Raw genomic sequence first — 20,993 nt, 5'->3', positions numbered from 1 at the left:
GCCGAGAGGAGCCCCGCCACCGTGCGGTCGACGACCGTGAGGCCTAGATGAACTCGGCCAGCTCGCGCAGCAGCGCGGCCTTCGGGCGGGCACCGGTGATGGACTTCACCGGTTCGCCGCCCTTGTAGACGATCAGGGTCGGGATCGAGATGACGCCGTACTGGGCGGCGGTCGCCTGGTTGACGTCCACGTCGAGCTTGGCGATGGTCAGCTTGTCGCCGTGCTCGGCCGCGATCTCTTCGAGGATCGGGGCGACCTGGCGGCACGGGCCGCACCAGGTGGCCCAGAAGTCGACCAGGACGGGCTTGTCGCTCTTCAGGACGTCGGCATCGAAGGTCGCGTCGGTGACTGTGGTGGTGGCGCCGGCCACGGGAACTCCTCGGGTTCGGACGGAGGGGGCTGCTGCCAGGAGAACAACGGGTGGGCCCGTTCTGTTTCTGCCCGGCCGGGGCGGGGGTGTTTCACGTGGAACACCCCCGCCCGGTGGATCGGGGGAGGGGGGCTCAGACCGCCACGGCGGCGGCCTTGGCCTCCAGGTCGTCCAGTGCGGCCAGGTAGCGCTCGGCGTCCAGCGCGGCGGAGCAGCCGGTGCCGGAGGCGGTGATGGCCTGGCGGTAGGTGTGGTCCACGACGTCGCCGGCGCCGAAGACGCCCGGGATGTTGGTCCGGGTGGAGGGGGCCTCGACCTTGAGGTAGCCCTCGGCGTCCAGGTCCAGCTGGCCCTTGAAGAGGTCGGTGCGCGGGTCGTGGCCGATCGCGATGAACAGACCGGTGACGGGCAGCTCGCGGGTCTCGCCGGTGGTGGTGTCGCGCAGGGTGACGCCGCTCAGCTTCGGGTCGCCGTGGATGGCCTCGACCGCGCTGTCCCACTCGAAGCGGATCTTCTCGTCGGCGAAGGCGCGCTCCTGCATCGCCTTGGAGGCGCGCAGGCTGTCCCGGCGGTGGATGATCGTGACGCTCTTGGCGAAGCGGGAGAGGAAGGTGGCCTCCTCCAGGGCGGTGTCGCCGCCGCCGACGACCGCGATGTCCTGGTCGCGGAAGAAGAAGCCGTCGCAGGTGGCGCACCAGGAGACGCCGCGGCCGGAGAGCTTGTCCTCGTTCGGCAGGCCGAGCTTGCGGTGCTGGGAGCCGGTGGTGACGATCACGGCGCGGGCCTTGTGCACGTTGCCCTCGGAGTCGGTGACGGTCTTGATGTCACCGGTGAGGTCGACCGCGACGATGTCGTCGGGGATCAGCTCGGCGCCGAAGCGCTCGGCCTGGGCCCGCATGTTGTCCATCAGCTCGGGGCCCATGATGCCGTCCCGGAAGCCCGGGAAGTTCTCGACCTCGGTGGTGTTCATCAGTGCACCACCGGCGGTGACGGCCCCCTCGAAGACCAGGGGCTTGAGGGAGGCACGGGCCGTGTAGAGAGCGGCCGTGTACCCGGCCGGGCCGGAACCGATGATGATCACGTTACGGACGTCGCTCACTGCTTCTCCTGGTTCGCATCGCGACCCGCGTTTGCTGCGGGGAGGGCGGTCCTGCTCCGCCGCCCGGGACAACGACTGACCAGTGTCTCGCATTCCCAGGCGGATCAGTACCAGGCGCCCGGAGTCCGGAAGCGGCGTGCCGCCGTGGGCGTGGATCGCATGGAAACCGCCGGTCAGTGGCTGGGAACGGCCTGGTGCAGGGCGATCGGGCCGCAGTCGGGGGAGCGCAGATAGACGTCCACGAAACCGGGCCGTCCGGGCAGCGGGTAGACCAGGACGTCGACCGGGGCGCCCTGGTAGCTGCCCCGGTCGGTGGCCAGCGGGGGGCCGGCGGCGGGGGCCGGGCAGGCCGCTCCGGTGGGGGTGTCGGAGGGGGCGGGTGCGGCGGGATCGGGCCGGATGCCCTCGGCGGGCAGGGCTGCCTCGGGCTTTCCCGGGCCGGTGGCGTACGGCCCGGGGACGCTCTCCGCGCGGGCCAGCAGCTGCTGGATCTGGCCGGCGAGTTCGTCCTCGCGGTAGGCGGTGCCGGTGCCGGTGCCGGTGCCGGCCGGGTGCGGGGTGCGGGCGCCGCCCGCGTCGGCGGCGGTCGGGGCGCCGCCCGCGACGGCGGTGGAGATGCCGGAGGGGTCGTCGGGGTGCGGCAGGAGGGCCCCGCCGAGGGCCAGGGCGGCGAGGGCGGCGGCCGAGCCGAGCAGCAGGGCGAACCGCCGCCGTCGCCGGGAGCGTCCGGGGCCGGTGGCCGAGCCGGGTCTTCCGGCGGGCCGGTGGTCGGGCCGGTGGTCGGGCCGGTGGTCATGATGGTGGTCGGGCCGGTGGTCGGCAGGGGCGGAGGAGGGCGTGGCGGGCGGTGTGGCGGCGGGGCCGGACCGGGCCGGGGTCTCGGTCCGGTGGCCGGCCGCAGGGCCCTCCTGCGGACGCCCGGCGGCCTCGTGCCCGCTCCCGGCGGCCTCGGCGGCTGCCTCGGCCAGCGCCGCGTCCAGCCGGGCGGCGATGTCGGCCGGCATCGGCGGGGCCTCGACGTCGCCGAGCAGCGCCCGGACCTCGGCGAGCGCGTCGACGGTCTCCCGGCACTCGGCGCAGCCGTCCAGGTGCCGGCGCAGCGCCGCGAGCTCGTCCGGGGAGTCGACCAGCCCTTCGGCGAGGTCGGCGAGCCGTTCGACCGGCGGGTGGTCGTCGGTGGGGGCGGGGAAGGAGGGATGGGCGTTCATCGGGTGCTCGTGTCTCCTTCCAGAACCGTCCGACCGGTGCTCGGGCCCGTCCCTGGGACGGTGCCCGGCCCCTTCGGGTTCCCCGGGGCGTCCCGGTGCGGCGGCGGGGCCGAGCCGGGGGCGGGCCGCGCCTCCCGCGGGTGGGGTGTTTCACGTGAAACGTCGTGGTCGCGCAGGTGCCGGACCAGCGGGAGGAGCCGGGCCCGGCCGCGCGCGCAACGGCTCTTCACGGTGCCCACCGGGACGCCCAGCAACTCGGCGGCCTCGGCGACCGGGTAGCCCTGCATGTCGACCAGGACCAGCGCGGCCCGCTGTTCGACGGGCAGCTCGGCGAGCGCGGCGGTCAGCTCGCGGTGCAGCTCCGCCCGGACCACCGGGGAGTCGGCCGGTTCGGCGGTGCCGACCAGGGCGTCCAGCCGGCGCGGGTCCTCGTCGAGCGGGGTCGTGCGCCGGGCGGCGCCGCGCCGGGCGCGGTCCAGGCAGGCGTTGACCACGATCCGGTGCAGCCAGGTGGTGACCGCCGATCGGCCCTGGAAGCCGGCGGCGGCGCGGAAGGCGGAGACCAGGGCGTCCTGGAGGGCGTCGGCGGCCTCCTCGCGGTCGCCCAGGGTGCGCACCGCGACCGCCCAGAGCCGGTCGCGGTGGCGGTTCACCAGCAGGCCGAAGGCCTCCGGGTCGCCGGCGACGTGCCGGGCGAGCAGCACCGCGTCGTCGTCCGTCACCGTCACCCCTCGACCCCTCGCCGTCGTACCGGGCCACCGGCGCCGGTCAGCCGGAGACCTTGACCTCGGCGACCTGGCCGGTGAAGTGGCCGTTGCCATCCTTCGGCAGCGCGGTCAGCCAGAGCAAGAGGTAGCGCGTGGTGACCGGGGAGTCGAGGACGTAGTCGACGTTGGGGCCGCTCTTCTTGCCGAGCACGGTGAAGCCGTCCACCTTGGCCTGCGCCGGGTTGGCGGCGATGGAGGCGTTCGGCACGCGCAGCTCCGCGGTGTGCTCGCCGACGAACTGGACGCTCACCGAGGAGACCGCCTGCGGCGAGCCGAGGTCGAGCAGCAGCCCGGTGCCGGCCTTGAGGGCGGGCGCCTTGGGGCCGAACTGGTCCGCGTACCACTGGGTGGTCCAGACCGTGTTCGGGTCGTTGTCGATCGTCTTCGCGGGGTTGTCGCTGCCCTCGTTCCCCTCGCCCGGCCCGGTGTACGACTGCACGCTCTTGACGGTGAGCGGCACCGGGTTGTGGGTGCTGGCCTGCGGGCTCGGCGAGGCGCTGGTGGCCGAGGGGAGCGAGGACGTGACGCTCGACCCGGTGGTGTGGCGCAGGTGGTCGACGAACTGCCAGGAGGCGACGCCGATCGCGCCCAGCGCGACCGTCCAGGCGGTGGCCTTGACCACCTGGCGCAGCCGCCGCCGGAAGCGCCGGGAGGAGGTCGGCCGGGAGGAGGCCGGCAGCGGGCTGACCGTGGCGTCGGCCACCCGGGTCGGGTTGGGCGCGGTGGGCAGCGCGTGGGTGTTGTGCCGGGGCGGGGCCGGGAAGACGGGCAGCTCCGGCTCGGGCTGGCGGATCCGGGGCAGCTTGGCGATCGCCCGGACCAGTTCCTCCGGAGTGGTGATCGGCTGGGCGTGGTGCGGCGGCTGGTCGAACAGGGTGCGCGCGGCGAGCTCCGACAGGCCCTTGTGGACCCCGGCGCGGACCTGGTCGGGGGCGACGTTCTGGAGGCCCTTGGGCAGGCCCTGGAGGTCGTAGCGGTCCTCCGGGTACGGCCAGCGGTGGGTGAGCGCGGCGAACAGCAGTGCGCCGATCGCGCGGGTGTCGGCCCGCTGGGCGTCCTCGGCGCCCTCGGCGGGCAGCCCGCGCAGGGCGGCGTCCACCGCGATGCCGTTGATCCGGTACTGGCCGCTGTCGGTGCGCAGCACGCAGCGCGGGGTGAGCCGCAGATGGGCCTGGCCGCGCCGGTGGGCGGCCGCGACCGCGTCGGCGACCTGGCGGACCATCTGGTACGCCTCGTGCGGCTCCATCGGGCCGTTGGCGATCAGCCGGGCCAGGTCGGAGGAGTGCGGCAGCCACTCCCGCACGACGTAGACCAGCTCGCCCTCGTGGACGGCGTCCAGCACCTGGACGAAGCGCGGGTCGCCGAGCAGGGCGGCGGACTTGGCGGCGGCCAGCACCTTGCGGGCCCGCTGGTGGCCGGAGGCCATCAGGTGGACGCCGACGGCCCGGCGGAGCTTCTCGTCGACGGCGCGCCAGCTGCTGAAGGTCTCGGTCTGGGAGATGCACTCCTCCAGCCGGTACCGGTGGCCGATCATGTCGCCGCTGCGGCGCTGCGGCGCGGGGAGGGTGCGCGGCAGGGTGGCGGTGTCGCGCGGGTCGATCGTGGGCTGCGGGTCGGTGGGGCGGCGCGCGGGGCGGGTGGGCTCCGGGGCGGGCTTCTTCCGGGGGGAGCCGGCGGCCAGTTCGGCGCGGAGCTCCTGGACCGAGAGCGGCGCGGTCATCTCCGAGGTCTCCTCGCCGACGGCGGGCTCCTGGCCCTCGTCCGCGGGGTCGTCCGGCGTCCGCTCGGGTGCCCCGGCCGCTTCGGCGTCCGCGGTGGTGCGCCCGGGGACGGCGGCAGCGGCGGCAGCGCCCTCGCGGGCGTCCGCGGAGGCGTCCTCGCCGGCGTCCTCCGAGCCCGCGAGCTCGTCGATCGCCGCGGCGAGCGCGGCCTCGTCCGCCGCCGCGCCAACTGCTGACGTGTCGACGACCGCCTTGGTGCCATCAGCCACCGTGGTCCTACCTCCCCTTGTGTCGCCCCGGCCTGAGAGAGTCGCTGGAGCCCGAGGGTTGGCCGCCCTGTGCTCCAGGACAATTGTGCCCACTCTTCTCCACCGGGTACGACCGCTGAGGCGTCCGCTCGGTTGCACGGCGGTGGAGAGATGTGGTGCAGATCCGACACCTGCTCGCCATCCGGCGCTCGGGTGGACCCGAACGAACCGGTGGTCCAGCACTCGGCCGGACGAGCGGAGGAGCGTCGCGCTCCGGTTGACGCCCGGTCAGGGCGCCCGCTCGTCCGGCCGGTGGTCGGACGCTCAGCGGCCCAGTCGGCTGCGGAGCATGCCCAGCGTGGCGTTCAGCTCCTCGATGCGCAGGCGCTTCGCGACGAGCGCGAAGACCACCAGCTGGAGGCCGCCGGCCACGATCACGGACGCCACGCTGCCCGCCCAGCCGCCGAGCGCCTTTTCGATCCCCAGGCTGGCGCCGAGGCCGACCAGGGCGGCCGGGACGCAGGCGGCGGCCAGCCGGCTGTACGTCCGGCCGATCCGCTTGGTGTCCAGTCCGCCGATCCGCTTCTTCAGCTTCGGCATCGCGACGATCACTCCGACGGCGTAGCCCAGGCCGTAGCCGAAGGCGATGCCGATCACCGTCCACTCGGCGGGAAGCACCAGCCAGCACAGCACCGCGAAGCCGGCCTGGCAGCCGGCGACCCAGACGGTGTTGGAGAACGGGGTCCGGGTGTCCTCGTAGGCGTAGAAGCCGCGCAGCATCACGTACTGGGCGGAGTACGGGATCAGGCCCAGCGCGAAGGCGGAGAGCATCAGACCGATGTTGGTGGCGTCGTCCAGCACCCGCTCGTTGCCGCCGACCGCGTAGATCGAGCGGCCGATCGCCGGGCCGAGCGCCAGGAACAGGAACGCCGCCGGGACGACCGCCACCGCGGTGGTGCGCAGACCGTAGGAGATGTCGTCCCGCACGGCACCGGCGTCCTCGTCGGCCGCGGCCCGGGAGAGCCGGGGGAGCACCGCGCTCATGATCGAGACGGTGATCACGGCCTGCGGGAGCTGCCAGATCAGCAGCGCGTTGGAGAACGCGGCCAGGCCGACGCCGCCGTGTCCGGCCGCCGCCGCGGCGGCGCCCGCCTTGGTGGACAGCTGGGTGATCACCAGGTAGCCGGCCTGGTTGGCGAGGACGAAGAAGAACGTCCACTTGGCCAGCCGGGCGGCCTTGCCCAGGCCGTGGCCGCGCCAGTCGAAGCGCGGCCGGTAGCGGAAGCCGGCGGCCCGCAGGTACGGGATCATCGACAGCGACTGGACCGCGAGGCCGACCAGGGTGCCGAGGCCGAGCAGCCGCACGCCCTCGGGGGAGATGGTGTCGGGGGCGACGTGGGTGGTGCCGAACCCGCCGTAGACCCAGATGTAGGCGGAGAAGGTGAAGATCACCACGATGTTGTTGAGGACCGGGGTCCACATCATCGCGCCGAACCGGCCGCGGGCGTTGAGGATCTGGCCCATCACCACGTGGATGCCCATGAAGAAGATCGTGGGCAGGCAGTAGCGGGCCATCGCCACCGTGGTGTCGGCGAGTTCGGGGGTGGCCATCATCGGATGGGCGATCAGCTGCACCAGCACCGGTGCCCCGAGCACCGCCAGGAAGACCACGCCGCCGAGCCCGATGATCACCAGGGTGAGCAGCCGGCTGGCGTAGGCGGTGCCGCCGTCCTCGTCGTTCTTCATGCTGCGCACCAGCTGCGGCACGAAGACCGCGTTCAGCGCGCCGCCGCCGATCAGGATGTACAGCAGGGTGGGCAGGGTGTTCGCCGCGTTGTAGGAGTCACCCATGACGGCGACGCCGATGGCGGTGGTGATCACCATGGTCCGGACGAAACCGGTGCCGCGGGAGACCAGCGTGCCGGCCGCCATCAGCGCGCTGGAGTTCAGCACGCTGGCGACCTTGCCGCCTCCGCCGGCCGGCTTGGCGGGTTCGGCGGCGGGCGCGGGCGCCTGCTCGGCCGACCGCTCCCCGGCGGCGGGGTCCGCCATCGGCCGGCCCGTCGGCGGCACCGCGACGGCGGCCACCTGCATGGTGGCCTCCGCCTCGGAGAGCGGCGGGTCGAACTCGATCGGCGGCACGAAGTGCTGCTGCCCGGCCGGGGCGCCGCCGTGCTGCGGGTGCCCGGGGTGGCCGGCCATCGGCGGGTACGGCGCCGGGGCCATCGGCTGGCCCATCGGGTGGCCGGGCTGCGGGGCCATCGGCTGGCCCATCGGCTGGCCGGGCTGGGGGACCGGCGGCTGGGCCGCGGCCTGCGTCGGGCGGCCGCCGAACAGGGCGTCCACCCCGACGTACTCGGTGGTCTCGGTGTCCCAGGCGGAGTGCGCCGGGCCGGGCTCCCACTGCGGCCGGGGCTGCTCGGCGCCGCCCCAGTGGCCGCCGGCGGCCGGGACCGGCTCCTGCGGCCAGGCGGCCTGCGGCGGGGTGTCCCAGCCGGGCTGCATCGGCGGCACCGGCGACGAGAAGTGCTCCTGTGCCTGGTACGGGCCCGGCGGCACCGGCGTCGGGTAGCCACCGGCCTGCGGCGGCAGCTGCGGCGGCACGTCGTACGCGGCGGCCGGCGGCTGCGGTGCGGCGGGCCGGTCGGCCCGCAGCCCGTACGGGTCCTGGCCGTCCCGGGGGTGCCCGTACGCGTCCGCCGCGTACGGGTCCTGGGCGTAGGTGTCGGCCACGTACCAGTCGCCGGACGGCGACTCGGCGCCCGGCCGGCTCTCACCGCGGCCCGGCGGCCGCTCCTCGCTGCGCCCGGTCATGTCACCTCTTCGCTGTCGTGGGGGGAGACCGGCCCGGGGGTGCGGGGGGTCGGCGGTATCAAGGACCAACCTTCTCATCACCGGCGGTCCGATCCCGGCCATCCGGGCTGCTGTCGCGCGGTGTCTGCGCGGGACCGTCACCAGGGCCGTCGGCCGTCCCGCCGGTCCCGGCGGGTGCCCGGACCCCGGCGGGATCCTCCGGGGAATCCGCCGCCGGGCCCCCGGTCGGGGGCTGGTCCGGGTCCGCCGGAGCGGGCTCCGCCGCCGCGGCGCCGCCTGCCGCCGGGGCGTCCCCGATCGGCTGGTCGCCGTCCTCGTGCGGCTGTCCGCCGCGCCGCCTGCGCTGGCGCACGAAGCGCAGCGCGGCCAGCAGCAGCAGGACGCCGGCGCCGGCGAAGACGTACAGCACGCCGTTGGTGACCGAGGTGACGTTCACCAGGAACCGCTGCGGCTCGCCGTACGGCCTGGAGTCGGGACCGGTGGTCCACAGCTGGGCGGTCATCGCGACCGGCCCGTTGTTGCGCGCCTCGGCGTTGAACCGGAGGGTCACGCTCTGCGAGGCGGGGAGGACCAGCTCCGCCTCCTTGCCCACCCGCAGCCGGTTCGGCTGGGCCGAGGTGAGCACCAGTTTCAGGTTGGTGACCGGCTGGGTCAGGTCGTTGCGGACGCTGACCTGGAGCACGCCGGTGTTGCCGGCCAGGGTGACCACGTTCTTGTGCGGCACCTGGACGGCGTTGGTCAGCTCGTTCAGGTACCCCTTGACGCCGGCGCGGTAGGTGCTCCCGGCGGCCGGCTCGCCGCGCCACTCGGTGGACAGCGAGCGGACCATCGCGGCGCTGAACGGGCCGCGCACCCGCTGCGGCAGGGTGAGCACCCGCATCAGGGTGTCCAGGTCGTTCTGGATCCCGTCGGTGCCGCTCAGGTCGTCCGCCGGCAGCTCCGAGGAGCGGGCCTGCGGCGGGTAGTCGGTGGGCGCCGGGACGCCGGTGTTGGCCTTCGGGTCGGGGGCGGACTGGGCCACCGTGTCCAGCTTGACCGAGGAGATCCACTTGCCGTCGGCCGTCTGGAGGGCGTTCGCCAGCGTCTTGGCGGCGGCGGCGCTCAGCTCGCGCGGCGGCATGACCAGCAGTCCGCGCTGGTTCTGCGGCTGCTCGTGGGTGATCGCGAAGGTCTCGGCGAGGAAGCGCTGGGTCGTCTCGGTCTGCGCCTGCTGGCCGCTCAGGTCCCGGTCGAAGAGCGCGGAGACGGTCGGGTCGGCCACCACGGCGTTCTGCCCGTTGCCGATCTGGCGGACCGCGGTCGGGGTGTAGTTGAGCGCGTCGGGCTCCGGCATGCTCTCGCCGTTGACCAGGACCAGGCCGCTGCCCGCCTGCTGGGCGAGGGCGGCGATCTGCTGGTCGAGGTAGCCCCGGTACGGCCAGGCGACGTCGGAGCGGGTGTCCACGGCGAGCCGGCCCTCGACGGTCAGCCGGCCGGCGGTGGCCGCCTTGCTCAGCGCGGTGGTCATCCCGGTGAGGTCGGAGCCGTTGTGCGCGATCGAGGCGAGGTCCGGGTCGGCGTACGGCAGCGCGACCACCTGGGCGCCCTGCTTGGCGACGGCGGTGCGCAGCTTGTCCAGCCAGGCGGTGGCGGCGGCGCCGCCGGTGCCCGGGACGGTGTTGTCGTCCTTGGCCGACTTGCCGGACGCCTCGGTGCCCGGCTTCTGCACCTTGTACGGCCTGGTCATCGCGAGCGCGGTGTCCAGCAGGTCCGGGTCGATCACCCAGGTCAGCCCGTTGAGCTTGGCACCGGTGTCGACCAGCTCGTACAGCCGGCCGCCGGGGGCGAACTCGGTGGCCAGGCTGTCGTCGCGCAGCACCGAGATGGTCTGGTCGTCGGCGGCGGCGGTCTGGGCGGCCATCACCGGCCCGTGGACCAGGGGCCAGATCGTGGCGACCTTCGTCTGCTGGGCCCCGTTGTCGCCCGCGTTGTACGGCAGGAAGGTCCGGGCGATGCCCAGGGCGCGGTCGCGGGAGTTGTCGGCGGTGCTGCCCCAGGCGTCCACCGCGAGTTCGTACGCTCCGCTCGCGGTGAAGCCGAAGTCCCCGACCGCGACGCTCAGGGTGTACGACTGGCTCTGCCCCGGGTTCAGCTCCGGCAGGGCGTACTGGGGGCTGTCCAGCTCGATGCCGTCGCGGTCGCTCGGCGTGGAGCGGCCGGCCACGCCGGCCAGGTCGCTGCGCCGGTCCAGCGGCTTGTTGGAGACCGGTTTGCGGACGGCCGCGTGGGCGCCCTTGATCGCGGACTTGCCCGCGTTGGTGACGTGCCCGGTGATCGTCACGGTGCCGTTCGGGGCGGCCACCTGCGGGCTCAGGGCGTCGATGGTCATCACCACCGGGTACTCGGCCGTGACGGTGGCGTCGGCGGCCGGCCGGACGTTGCCGCCGGCGGGCAGTGCGCCGGCCGGGGCCGCCGTGAAGAGGGTCAGGGCGGCCGCGCAGGCGGCGGCCAGGCGCTGGCCCGCTCGGCGGGCACGGCGGGCCGGATGACGCCCGTCGGAGGGGCGCTCGGCCCGTCCAGGCTGGTGCGCCTCCAGGCCCGAGTGCCGGTCCGGCTCACTCACTCGCTTCGCCCTCGCCGTTCTCGATCGTTCGATGCTGATGCCGTCCGTCCGGCGCGGTCCGCCCGACGGTCTTCGTGTGACTCTGGTGGAACCCTTCGCCCGACGCCGTCGCCGCACGGCCGCCGCGGGAGTTCCGCGGGGGGTGGCGACACGCGACACCGCATCCCCTGGCCGGTGTCCGAGATTCGTCCACCGGCATGGTAACGATGCGGCCTGCGGTGCGGTGTTGCGGGCTGTGGGGTGAGACGCCCAAAACGCGCGGGCGGTTGACCTGTCGGGGCACGTACCCTTGTGAGCCGTGTCCACTGCCAATGAGCCCACCGCGCGCACCGACCGTTCCAGCACCGCCGTCCAGGTCGTCCCAGGCCTGAGCGAGGCCCAGACCCTCGGCCTCCAAGAGCTGCTGCGGGTGTCGCCGGTCGCCGACGAGATCGCCCGCCGGTTCCAGGCGGCCGGTCACCGGCTGGCGCTGGTCGGCGGGTCCGTCCGGGACGCGCTGCTCGGCCGGCTCGGCAACGACCTGGACTTCACCACCGACGCCCGCCCGCAGCAGGTGCTCAAGCTGGTCAAGGGCTGGGCGGACGCGGTTTGGGACGTCGGCATCGCCTTCGGCACGGTCGGCGCCCGCAAGGACACCCCCGAGGGCTCCTTCCTGATCGAGATCACCACCTACCGCTCCGAGGCGTACGACCGCACCTCGCGCAAGCCCGAGGTCAGCTACGGCGACACCATCGAGGAGGACCTGGTCCGCCGGGACTTCACGGTCAACGCGATGGCCGTCGACCTGCCCGGCCGCGGCTTCGTCGACCCGCACCACGGCCTGGAGGACCTGGAGGCCCGGGTGCTGCGCACCCCCGCCACCCCCGAGGAGTCCTTCTCCGACGACCCGCTGCGGATGATGCGGGCCGCCCGCTTCGCCGCCCAGCTGGACTTCGACCCGGCGCCCGAGGTGGTCGCCGCGATGACCGCGATGGCCGAGCGGATCACCATCGTCTCCGCCGAGCGGATCCAGGCCGAGCTGAACAAGCTGCTGCTGGCCGAGCACCCGGTGAAGGGCCTGCGGCTGCTGGTCGACACCGGGCTGGCCGGGTACGTGCTGCCCGAGCTGCCCGCGCTGCGGCTGGAGCGGGACGAGCACCACCGGCACAAGGACGTCTACGAGCACTCGCTGACCGTCCTGGAGCAGGCCATCGGCCTGGAGCAGGACGGCCCGGACCTCACCCTGCGGCTGGCCTCGCTGCTGCACGACATCGGCAAGCCGCGCACCCGCCGCTTCGAGTCGGACGGCCGGGTCTCCTTCCACCACCACGAGGTGGTGGGCGCCAAGATGACCCGCAAGCGGATGCGCGAGCTCAAGTACTCCAAGGAGCTCACCGAGGACGTCTCGCGCCTGGTCGAGCTGCACCTGCGCTTCCACGGCTACGGCGGCGGCGAGTGGACCGACTCCGCGGTGCGCCGCTACATCACCGACGCCGGGCCGCTGCTGGAGCGGCTGCACAAGCTGACCCGCTCCGACTGCACCACCCGCAACAAGAAGAAGGCGGCCACGCTCTCCCGCACCTACGACGGCCTGGAGACGCGGATCTCCGAGCTGAGGGCGCAGGAGGAACTGGACGCCGTCCGCCCGGCGCTGGACGGCAACCAGATCATGGAGCTGCTCGGCCTCGGGCCCGGCCCGCAGGTCGGCAAGGCGTACAAGCACATGCTCGAACTGCGGCTGGAGCACGGCCCGATGGAGCACGACGAGGCGGTCGGGGCGCTGCGGGCCTGGTGGGCCGAGCAGCAGGGCTGAGGAACGCCGACGGGGGTGGCCCGAGCCCGGGCCACCCCCGTTTCCGCACGGTGGCTCAGCTGTTGACCGCCCGCAGGCACAGGACGTAGTCCAGGGACGGAAGCAGGGGGTGCTTCACCCAGTACGTGCTGTTCGCCTTCGGCTGCTTCTTGCAGGACTCCTTGTCGGAGGTGCCGGTGTACTTGTAGACCACCTTGTACTCGGCCTTGGCGTCCGTGCAGGGCAGCACGGCCATCTTCGGGTCGGTGTCGCTCCCGTCGTTGTGCAGGCAGTCCCCGACCTTGGCGGCGTCGGCCGGGTCGTCGGCCGGCGGGGTGTAGGACGGCAGGGTGAAGGTCGGGGTGGGCAGCGGCGCCGGGGTGTAGGGCGGCAGGGTGAAGGTGGGGCTGGGCGACGGCGGGACGGTGGACTGGCTCGGGCCCGGCAGGGGGCCGGCGACCGGGTCGTCGTCCTTCGTGGGGCCGAGCGCCCCGGTGGCCGCCAGCACCACGACGAGCACCAGCGAGACCGGCGCCAGCAGCATCGCGATGTGCGGGCGCCTGGCCAGCGGGGCGCCCGGGTTCAGCTGGGGGCCGTGACTGCCCGGCGCCGGCGGCGGCAGCTGCTTGAACTTGTTGTGCGGGCCGAGGTTCAGCAGCAGCGTGATCGGGGTCAGCAGCCAGGAGACGGGGCTCCACCAGCCCTGGACCAGGGTCCTGGCGGACATGTCGCGCACCGTCGCCGTTCCGCAGGTGCGGCAGAACGGGCCGGTCATCCGGAGCATCCGGTAGAGGACGATCATGCCCTGGTGGCCGCGGACGGTGGCGTCGACCGCCGGGTAGCCGCCGCAGAACCGGCAGGTGGTCCCGTCCATCGGGGGCGGCGGGTACCCGTAGCCGTAGCCGTCCGGCGGCGGCTGGACGCCGTACGGCTGCTGGGGCGGCGGGGCGGTCGGGTAGCCGTACCCGGGTGGCGGCGGGGCGGTCGGGTAGCCGTACCCGGGCGGTGGCGGGGCGGCCGGGTGGCCGTACCCCGGGGGCGGCCCGGGCGGCGGCGGGGGGCTCGGGTAGCCGTACCCCGGGGGCGGCGGGGGCGGTGCGCCGTAGGAGCCGCCGGAGGCGTACGGGTTGCCGTCGCCCGGAGGCGGGCCGTACGGCATCTGGGGAGGAGGCGGAACGGACAAGTGGTCCCCCGGGGAAGGAGTGGTGGAACGGGTCAGAACTGCTTCACCGGCGGGACGCCGGTGGTGGCGGGCGTCAGCGGGCCCAGGCAGAGCACGTACCGCTTGGTGTTCCAGCGGCGGCCGCTCTTGCCCGAGACCGTGCTCGTGGTCTGCGGCGTCCGGTCGCAGCGGCTCCGGTCGGTGGTGCCCTCGAACTTCGCCAGCACCCGGTAATTCGCTTGGGAATCGGTGCACTTGACGATCTCGACGTCACGGGTGCCGGTCGCCCGTACGCAGTCGCCGGGCTTGGCGCTGCTGACGCTCGGTCCGGTGACGAAGTAGCCCACCGCCAGCGCCAGGCAGCCGCCGACCACCCCGACGATCCGCAGTTTGGACCGGATGCCGCGCTTGGCGGGCGGCGCGGGCGGCATCACCGGGGCGGGCTGCGGGGGGCCGTACGGCCCCGGGGGCGGCTGCTGCCCGTACGGTCCGGGGACCGGCTGTCCGTACGGCTGTTGCCCGTAAGCGGGTGGCGGCGGGCCGTAGGACGGCTGCTGTCCGTAGCCGGGTTGCTGTCCGGGGGCGGGCGGCGGGCCGTAGCCGGGCGGGGCCTGCGGCGCGGGCTGTCCGTAGCCGGGCGGCGGTCCGTAGGGCGAGGGCGGTGGGGGCGGTCCGTAGGGCGAGGCCGGTGGGGGCGGTCCGTACGGATTCGGCGGTGTGCTCATCAGTTCGTCCCCCGATACCAAGTTCTGTCGACGCGACAGGCCTGAGTACCTTAGCGAGTCGGACGGACGCCGCCGGTTCCGAGCCCCGGGCCCCGCTGTCCGGGCCTGGTCACTCGGGGAGCGGGCTGCGGCGGGCCGCGCGCAGGTAGAGGACCGCGGTCAGGGCGTACACCCCGGCGACCCCGAGCAGCACCGGGAGCGAGCGGCCGGACAGCGGCAGCACCAGCGCGGTGACCAGGGCGGCGGCCACGAAGGCGACGTTGAACAGCACGTCGTAGATGGCGAAGACCCGGCCGCGGTACTCGTCCTCGACGGACTCCTGCACCACGGTGTCGGCGCAGATCTTGGTGCCCTGGGTGACGACCCCGAGCAGCAGGGCGGCGATCAGGCAGGGCACCAGGGCGAAGCCCAGGCCCAGCGCGGGGACGAAGACCACCGGGGCGATCAGACAGGCCGTCATCCATCCGGCCAGGCCGAGCTTCCGGGTGCACCAGGGGCTGACCACCGCGGCGACGAAGAACCCGGCGGCGGACAGGCCGACCGCCTGGCCGAGGGTGACCAGCCCGGCCGCGCTGTCGGCGGGGTCGTTGAAGGTGTACCGGGCGAGCATCACCACGACCACGATGAGCACGCCGTAGCAGAACCGGGCCGCGGTGACGGCGGCCAGCGCGTGGACGGCCGGCCGGCAGTCCCGGACCAGGTGGCGCACCGCGGCACCGAGTCCGACGGCGGCGCCGACCAGCGCCTGGCCGATTCCGGGGCGGTCCGGGTGCTGCTCAGGGCCGAGCAGGTCGCGGTCCATCCGCCGGGCGGCCAGCGCGGCCGAGAGGTAGAGCAGCGCGGCCACCGTGACCAGCGCGGCGTCCGCCCTCGGGCCGGGGGCCATCAGCTGGTGCAGCAGGAAGCCGATGCCCCCGCCGGTGGCGGCGGCGACCGTTCCGAGGGTGGGGGAGAGGGCGTTGGCGGTGACCAGCTCGTCCTGCCGCACCACCCGGGGCAGGGCCGCGGACAGGCCGGCCAGGATGAACCGGTTGAGCGCGGTGACCAGCAGCGCCGAGGCGAAGAACAGCCAGGTCGGTGCCTCGGCCAGGAGCAGCGCGCCGGTGCCCAGGCCCAGACCGAAGCGGGCCAGGTTCCCGACGTAGAGCACCTGGCGGCGGCGCCAGCGGTCGAGCAGCACGCCGGCGAACGGGCCGATCACCGAGAACGGCAGCAGCATCACGGCCAGCACCGAGGCGATGTCGGCCGGGGAGGACTGCTTCTCGGGGGAGAAGACCACGTAGGCGGCGAGCGAGACCTGGAAGACGCCGTCCGAGAGCTGGGAGAGCACCCGGGCGGTCAGCAGCCGCCGGAAGTCACGGCCCTTCATCAGGTGACGGAGCGTGGCGCGGGGCGCGGACTGGTGGGTGCTGCCGTTCTCGGTGATCGCCACCTGCCCAGGGTGCCATGGAACCGGTCGCCGTTTCACGTGAAACATTGGCCTCGAAAACGTGAAGGGCCCACGATCGGGAGACCGTGGGCCCTTCCTACCGGCTACGCGCGGTCAGCGGTTCAGCGCTCGACCTCGCCGCGGATGAACTTCTCGACGTTCTCCTTGGCCTCGTCGTCGAAGTACTGGACCGGCGGGGACTTCATGAAGTACGAGGAGGCCGAGAGGATCGGGCCGCCGATGCCGCGGTCCTTGGCGATCTTCGCGGCGCGGACGGCGTCGATGATGACACCGGCGGAGTTCGGGGAGTCCCAGACCTCCAGCTTGTACTCCAGGTTCAGCGGGACGTCGCCGAACGCGCGACCCTCCAGGCGGACGTAGGCCCACTTGCGGTCGTCCAGCCAGGCCACGTAGTCCGAGGGACCGATGTGGACGTTCTTGGCGCCCAGCTCGCGGTCGCGGATCTGCGAGGTGACGGCCTGGGTCTTGGAGATCTTCTTGGACTCCAGGCGCTCGCGCTCGAGCATGTTCTTGAAGTCCATGTTGCCGCCGACGTTCAGCTGCATGGTGCGCTCGAGGATGACACCGCGGTCCTCGAACAGCTTGGCCATCACGCGGTGCGTGATGGTCGCGCCGACCTGGGACTTGATGTCGTCACCGACGATCGGCACGCCGGCCTCGGTGAACTTGTCCGCCCACTCCTTGGTGCCCGCGATGAACACCGGCAGGGCGTTCACGAAGGCGACCTTGGCGTCGATGGCGCACTGGGCGTAGAACTTGGCCGCGGCCTCGGAACCGACGGGCAGGTAGCAGACCAGGACGTCGACCTGCTGGTCCTTGAGGACCTGGACGACGTCGACCGGGGCCTCGTCGGACTCCTCGATGGTCTCCAGGTAGTACTTGCCCAGGCCGTCGAGGGTGTGGCCGCGCTGGACGGTCACGCCGGTCGGCGGCACGTCGCAGATCTTGATGGTGTTGTTCTCGCTGTTGCCGATGGCGTCGGCCAGGTCGAAGCCGACCTTCTTGGCGTCGACGTCGAAGGCGGCGACGAACTCCACGTCACGGACGTGGTAGTCACCGAACTGGACGTGCATCAGGCCGGGGACCTTGCCGGCCGGGTCGGCGTCCTTGTAGTACTCGACACCCTGCACCAGCGACGCGGCGCAGTTGCCCACGCCCACGATGGCTACGCGAACCGAACCCATTCCGGTTGCTCCCTGTGATCTCATGAGGACCGCCGGGATCGGCGGAACTCGTCCTGCTTCTTCGATGACTGCATGTACGGGCGCGAGGCGCCCAATCCTGCCGCGCGGCACAGGGCTGGCGCGGTGTCAGCGCTCCTGGTCGGAGCGTCCCGGGCGGTCGTTCGGCGGCCCGGACGGGTCCGGGGACCCGGTCTGCCGGCCACGGCCGTCCGAAGTCTTGAGGGGTCCGGCGGAGTTGCCGCCGGTGTCGGGGCCGGTGCGGCCGGTGCGGTTGGACCGCTCGGTCTCGATCAGCTCGTTGAGCCAGCGGACCTCGCGCTCCACCGACTCCAGTCCGTGCCGCTGGAGTTCGACGGTGTAGTCGTCGAACCGTTCGCGGGCGCGGGCCAGTGAGTTGCGCATCCGCTCCAGCCGCTCCTCCAGCCGGCTGCGCCGTCCCTCCAGGACGCGCATCCGCACGGCCCGGTCGGTCTGACCGAAGAACGCGAAGTGCACGCCGAAGTGCTCGTCCTCCCAGGCGTCCGGGCCGGAGTCGGCGAGCAGCTCCTCGAAGCGCTGCTTCCCCTCGGCGGAGAGCCGGTAGACGATCTTGGACCGCTTGCCGTTGAGCGCGGTGGCCGGGACGTACTCGACCTCGGGGTTGTCCTCGACCAGGAAGCCCTGGGCGACGAGGCTCTTCAGACAGGGGTAGAGCGTCCCGTAGGAGAGCGCCCGGAAGGTTCCGAGCAGGATGTTCAGCCGTTTGCGCAGCTCGTAGCCGTGCATCGGGGCGTCGTGGAGCAGGCCGAGGACGGCGAACTCCAGCACTCCTGAGCGTCTGCCCATCGCCGTCGCCCTCCTTCCCCTCGCCTGGCGTCCGGCCGCCGCGTCCGGCGGTATTCCGACTCGATGTATCGGCTCGATATATCGAGAACAGTAAACCCGGCCCCCGCAACCGGCAAGAGGGGCGCGCGTGAATGTGATCACAAGCCGACGCGCGGGCGGAGTTGGCAACGGGCGTGTAATGATCTGTCGCTGTTTTGTGGGCATTGGGGACTGATGTCCGATTAGTTGTATATCCGTGCTGCGTACGCTGTCGCGTGTGCACGAGGACCACCTCCGGGATCAGGTCGGTTTTGCGGGCATCGGACGTGAACCCTGCCTTCAGGTTGGAAACGCCTGGCGAGGAGTGGCTGGAAGATGAGCGAGCGACGGCGAAGGACGCCCGACCCGGGCGGTGACGGGCAGCAGCCCCCGGGAGGCGGCGGCCGTCGGGGGGAGGGGCCGGGGCCCGACGAGCTGGGCTCGGACGGCATCGGCCGCAGGAAACCCCAGGGGGTTCGGGAGACCGCGCAGCAACCCCGGATGACCCGCGCGGAGATGCGCAAGGCCTCCCAGAAGAAGGGAAAGGGCGGCAACGCCCGGCGCGGTGCGGCCACGGCCTCCGCCGCGGCGGCCGCCGGCCCCGGCAAGAAGCGGTTCATCGACTACCCGCGGTTCGGCAAGACCGGCGTCCGGCGCTGGCTGCCGTCCTGGAAGCAGTGGATGAGCGGCGTCCTGCTGGTCTTCGGCTGCTTCGTCGGCCTGGTGTTCTACCTGTACCAGACCACCAAGGTCCCGGAGCTGAACGACCTGGTGCAGAACCAGAACACCATCTACTACTGGGCCGACAGCAGTGAGATGACCCGCAAGGGCCAGACCAACCGTCAGATCGTCGAGCTCCAGGACATCAGTCCCAACCTCCAGAACGCCGTCATCGCCGCGGAGAACAAGAGCTTCAAGACCGACAGCGGCGTCGACCCCAAGGGCATGCTCCGCGCCGTCTGGAACATGGCGAAGGGAGGTGAGACCCAGGGCGCCTCGACGATCACCCAGCAGTACGTGAAGAACGCCTACCTGAGCCAGGAGCAGACCCTCAGCCGCAAGGTGAAGGAGTTCTTCATCACGCTGAAGATCAACCAGGACAAGGACAAGAACGAGATCCTCAAGGGCTACCTGAACACCAGCTGGTTCGGCCGCGGTGCGAACGGTGCCCAGGCGGCCGCCCAGGCGTACTACGGGGTGGACGCCAAGGACCTGAACGTCTGCCAGAGCGCCATGCTGGCCGGCCTGCTCAAGGGCGCGACGTACTACGACCCCACCAACCCGGAGAACAAGGAACGGGCCCAGGGCCGGTGGAACTGGATCCTCGACCAGATGGTGGACACCAAGGCGATCACCCCGGACGAGCGCGCCAAGTGCAACGCGTTCCCGGACCCGATCCCGCAGAAGGCCAGCTCCAACATGAACGGTGAGGTCAGCTACCTGGTCGACACCGCCAACAAGTACGTGACGGCCACCGACAAGACGATCACCCAGCAGATGATCGACCGAGGTGGCCTGAAGATCTACACGACCTTCGAGAAGGACAAGGTCGACGCCCTGAAGAAGGCCGTCGACGACGTCAAGGCGGAGAACCTCGACCCGCAGAAGCGTCCGGACAACGACACCAACATCCAGTTCGGCTCCGCCAGCATCCGCCCCGGCGACGGCGCGATCGTCGCCCTCTACGGCGGCGACGGCGTGGAGAACGGGCACTTCGGCAACAACGCCGACGCCACCGGTGTCCAGGTCGGCTCGACCTTCAAGCCCTTCGTGCTGGCCAGCGCCATGCAGGTCGGCGTGCAGACCGCGAAGGACGACAAGGGCAAGCCGAAGCGGATCAACGCGGACAGCCGCTACCTCGCCGACGACCTGTCCGAGATCCGCAAACCGGACGGCTCGCTGGTGATCGGCGACGACGGCAAGCCCTACCACCAGAAGAACGAGGACCCCGGCAAGCGCGGCTACGTCTCGCTGCGGCAGGCCATGCAGTACTCGTACAACGTGCCCTTCGTCCAGCTCAACCAGGACGTCGGCGGCCAGAACGTCGCCGACATCACGGTGCAGATGGGCATCCGCAAGGACAGCCTCGCCGATCCGAAGACCGCGACCTTCCCGCTCGGCACCTCCACCATCAGCCCGATCCGGATGGCCACCGCCTACGGCACCCTGGCGGCCAGCGGCAAGGAGGCCGAGCCGTACTCGGTCACCAAGGTCGAGGTGAACGGGGTGGAGCGCACCGGCTTCGGCAAGAAGGACCTCAAGGTCGCGCTGGAGCCCGCCGTCGCCGACAACGTCACCGACGTGCTGGTGAACGTGGCGGCGAACGGCACCGGCAAGAAGACCAAGGACCTGGGCCGCCCGGTGGCGGGCAAGACCGGTACCACCGACGAGAACAAGTCGGCCTGGTGGGTCGGCTACACCCCGCAGCTGGTCACCAGCGTCGCGATGTGGCGCGAGGACCCGAGCAAGCACGAGCGGCAGTCGCTCAAGGGCACCGGCGGCAAGACGTCCATCCACGGTGGTGACATCCCGACCGACGTCTTCACCCGGTACATGAGGACGGCGCTGGCCAACGAGAAGAAGATGGACTTCCCGAACCCGCAGCCGGTCGGCACCGAGGTGGACTCCTCCGGTGCGCCGTCGACGGCCACCGCGTCGGCGGGTCCGACCGCGAGCGACACCCCGTCGGCCCCGCCGCAGAGCCAGTCGCAGGAGCCGCAGCCGCAGCAGCCGCAGCCGACCCAGACCTGCGTGCCGGGCGTGGACTGCCCCGGCGACCAGCCGAGCCACACGTCCACCAAGGGCCCGCGCCCGACCAACAGCTGTCTGCCGGTGATCGGCTGCCAGACGCCGCCGCCGACCCCGACGGACACCACGCCGCCCGGTGGCGGCAACAGCGGTGGCAACGGCGGCGGCCACTCGGGTGGCGGCGGTGGCAAGCCGACGCCGAGCAACACCACCGGCGGAGGCCTGCAGGGCCTGCCGGCCGGGCAGTAGCCCGGCGGAACCCGGAACGGCGGTGGCGGTCC

At 72.6% G+C, this 20,993-nt stretch carries 14 protein-coding genes; 2 read left to right on the top strand and 12 right to left on the bottom strand.

Features of this window, described 5'->3' with window-relative positions:
- Nucleotides 1-43: 43 nt before the first annotated feature.
- The 7 genes from trxA to ACFRMQ_RS19140 form a co-directional block, all read right to left on the bottom strand.
- Entirely contained in the window at nucleotides 44-370 is a 327-nt protein-coding gene (trxA, locus tag ACFRMQ_RS19170; protein ID WP_380731664.1) for a thioredoxin, read from the bottom strand.
- 133 nt (nucleotides 371-503) lie between these two features.
- Nucleotides 504-1,469: a thioredoxin-disulfide reductase gene (gene trxB, locus ACFRMQ_RS19165; protein WP_380731663.1), complete on the bottom strand. Its 966-nt coding sequence runs from the start codon at nucleotides 1,467-1,469 to the stop codon at nucleotides 504-506.
- Between the two features lie 173 nt (nucleotides 1,470-1,642).
- Nucleotides 1,643-2,677, bottom strand: coding sequence for a hypothetical protein (locus ACFRMQ_RS19160; RefSeq protein ID WP_380731662.1), 1,035 nt, complete (start codon nucleotides 2,675-2,677; stop codon nucleotides 1,643-1,645).
- Nucleotides 2,674-3,399: an RNA polymerase sigma factor SigM gene (gene sigM, locus ACFRMQ_RS19155; protein WP_380731661.1), complete on the bottom strand. Its 726-nt coding sequence runs from the start codon at nucleotides 3,397-3,399 to the stop codon at nucleotides 2,674-2,676. Before sigM ends, ACFRMQ_RS19160 begins: the two co-directional genes overlap by 4 nt.
- Nucleotides 3,400-3,445: 46 nt before the next feature.
- Entirely contained in the window at nucleotides 3,446-5,434 is a 1,989-nt protein-coding gene (locus tag ACFRMQ_RS19150; protein ID WP_380731660.1) for a protein kinase family protein, read from the bottom strand.
- Nucleotides 5,435-5,737: 303 nt separating this feature from the next.
- Nucleotides 5,738-8,227, bottom strand: coding sequence for a murein biosynthesis integral membrane protein MurJ (murJ, locus tag ACFRMQ_RS19145; protein WP_380731659.1), 2,490 nt, complete (start codon nucleotides 8,225-8,227; stop codon nucleotides 5,738-5,740).
- A 58-nt stretch (nucleotides 8,228-8,285) separates the two neighbouring features.
- The gene (locus ACFRMQ_RS19140; protein WP_380731657.1) at nucleotides 8,286-10,829 is read right to left on the bottom strand and encodes a DUF6049 family protein; all 2,544 of its coding nucleotides are present in this window, start codon (nucleotides 10,827-10,829) and stop codon (nucleotides 8,286-8,288) included.
- A 367-nt stretch (nucleotides 10,830-11,196) separates the two neighbouring features.
- Between ACFRMQ_RS19140 and ACFRMQ_RS19135 the strand changes: the two genes are divergently transcribed.
- On the top strand, nucleotides 11,197-12,621 hold the full coding sequence (locus ACFRMQ_RS19135) for a CCA tRNA nucleotidyltransferase (protein ID WP_380731665.1): 1,425 nt from the start codon (nucleotides 11,197-11,199) through the stop codon (nucleotides 12,619-12,621).
- A 55-nt stretch (nucleotides 12,622-12,676) separates the two neighbouring features.
- Here ACFRMQ_RS19135 and ACFRMQ_RS19130 read toward each other — a convergent pair whose 3' ends face one another.
- From ACFRMQ_RS19130 to ACFRMQ_RS19110, 5 genes are all read right to left on the bottom strand, one after another.
- The gene (locus ACFRMQ_RS19130) at nucleotides 12,677-13,759 is read right to left on the bottom strand and encodes a hypothetical protein (protein ID WP_380731656.1); all 1,083 of its coding nucleotides are present in this window, start codon (nucleotides 13,757-13,759) and stop codon (nucleotides 12,677-12,679) included.
- A gap of 56 nt (nucleotides 13,760-13,815) precedes the next feature.
- Complete coding sequence (locus ACFRMQ_RS19125) at nucleotides 13,816-14,487, bottom strand: hypothetical protein (RefSeq protein WP_380731655.1); 672 nt, start codon at nucleotides 14,485-14,487, stop codon at nucleotides 13,816-13,818.
- A 109-nt stretch (nucleotides 14,488-14,596) separates the two neighbouring features.
- Nucleotides 14,597-15,919, bottom strand: a complete 1,323-nt coding sequence (locus tag ACFRMQ_RS19120; RefSeq protein ID WP_380731654.1) for an MFS transporter — start codon at nucleotides 15,917-15,919, stop codon at nucleotides 14,597-14,599.
- 119 nt (nucleotides 15,920-16,038) lie between these two features.
- Nucleotides 16,039-17,121: an inositol-3-phosphate synthase gene (locus ACFRMQ_RS19115; RefSeq protein WP_313764715.1), complete on the bottom strand. Its 1,083-nt coding sequence runs from the start codon at nucleotides 17,119-17,121 to the stop codon at nucleotides 16,039-16,041.
- Nucleotides 17,122-17,247: 126 nt separating this feature from the next.
- Entirely contained in the window at nucleotides 17,248-17,946 is a 699-nt protein-coding gene (locus ACFRMQ_RS19110; protein WP_380731653.1) for a PadR family transcriptional regulator, read from the bottom strand.
- A gap of 519 nt (nucleotides 17,947-18,465) precedes the next feature.
- Here ACFRMQ_RS19110 and ACFRMQ_RS19105 point away from each other — a divergent pair.
- Nucleotides 18,466-20,961 carry a transglycosylase domain-containing protein gene (locus ACFRMQ_RS19105; protein WP_380731652.1) on the top strand — a complete coding sequence of 832 codons (2,496 nt, stop codon included), beginning with the start codon at nucleotides 18,466-18,468 and terminating at the stop codon, nucleotides 20,959-20,961.
- The last annotated feature ends 32 nt before the right edge of the window (nucleotides 20,962-20,993 follow it).

This window comes from Kitasatospora sp. NPDC056783, from assembly GCF_042789895.1.
In the GTDB taxonomy this organism is placed as follows: Bacteria; Actinomycetota; Actinomycetes; order Streptomycetales; family Streptomycetaceae; genus Kitasatospora.
This window is presented reverse-complemented; position numbering and strand designations above follow the sequence as displayed.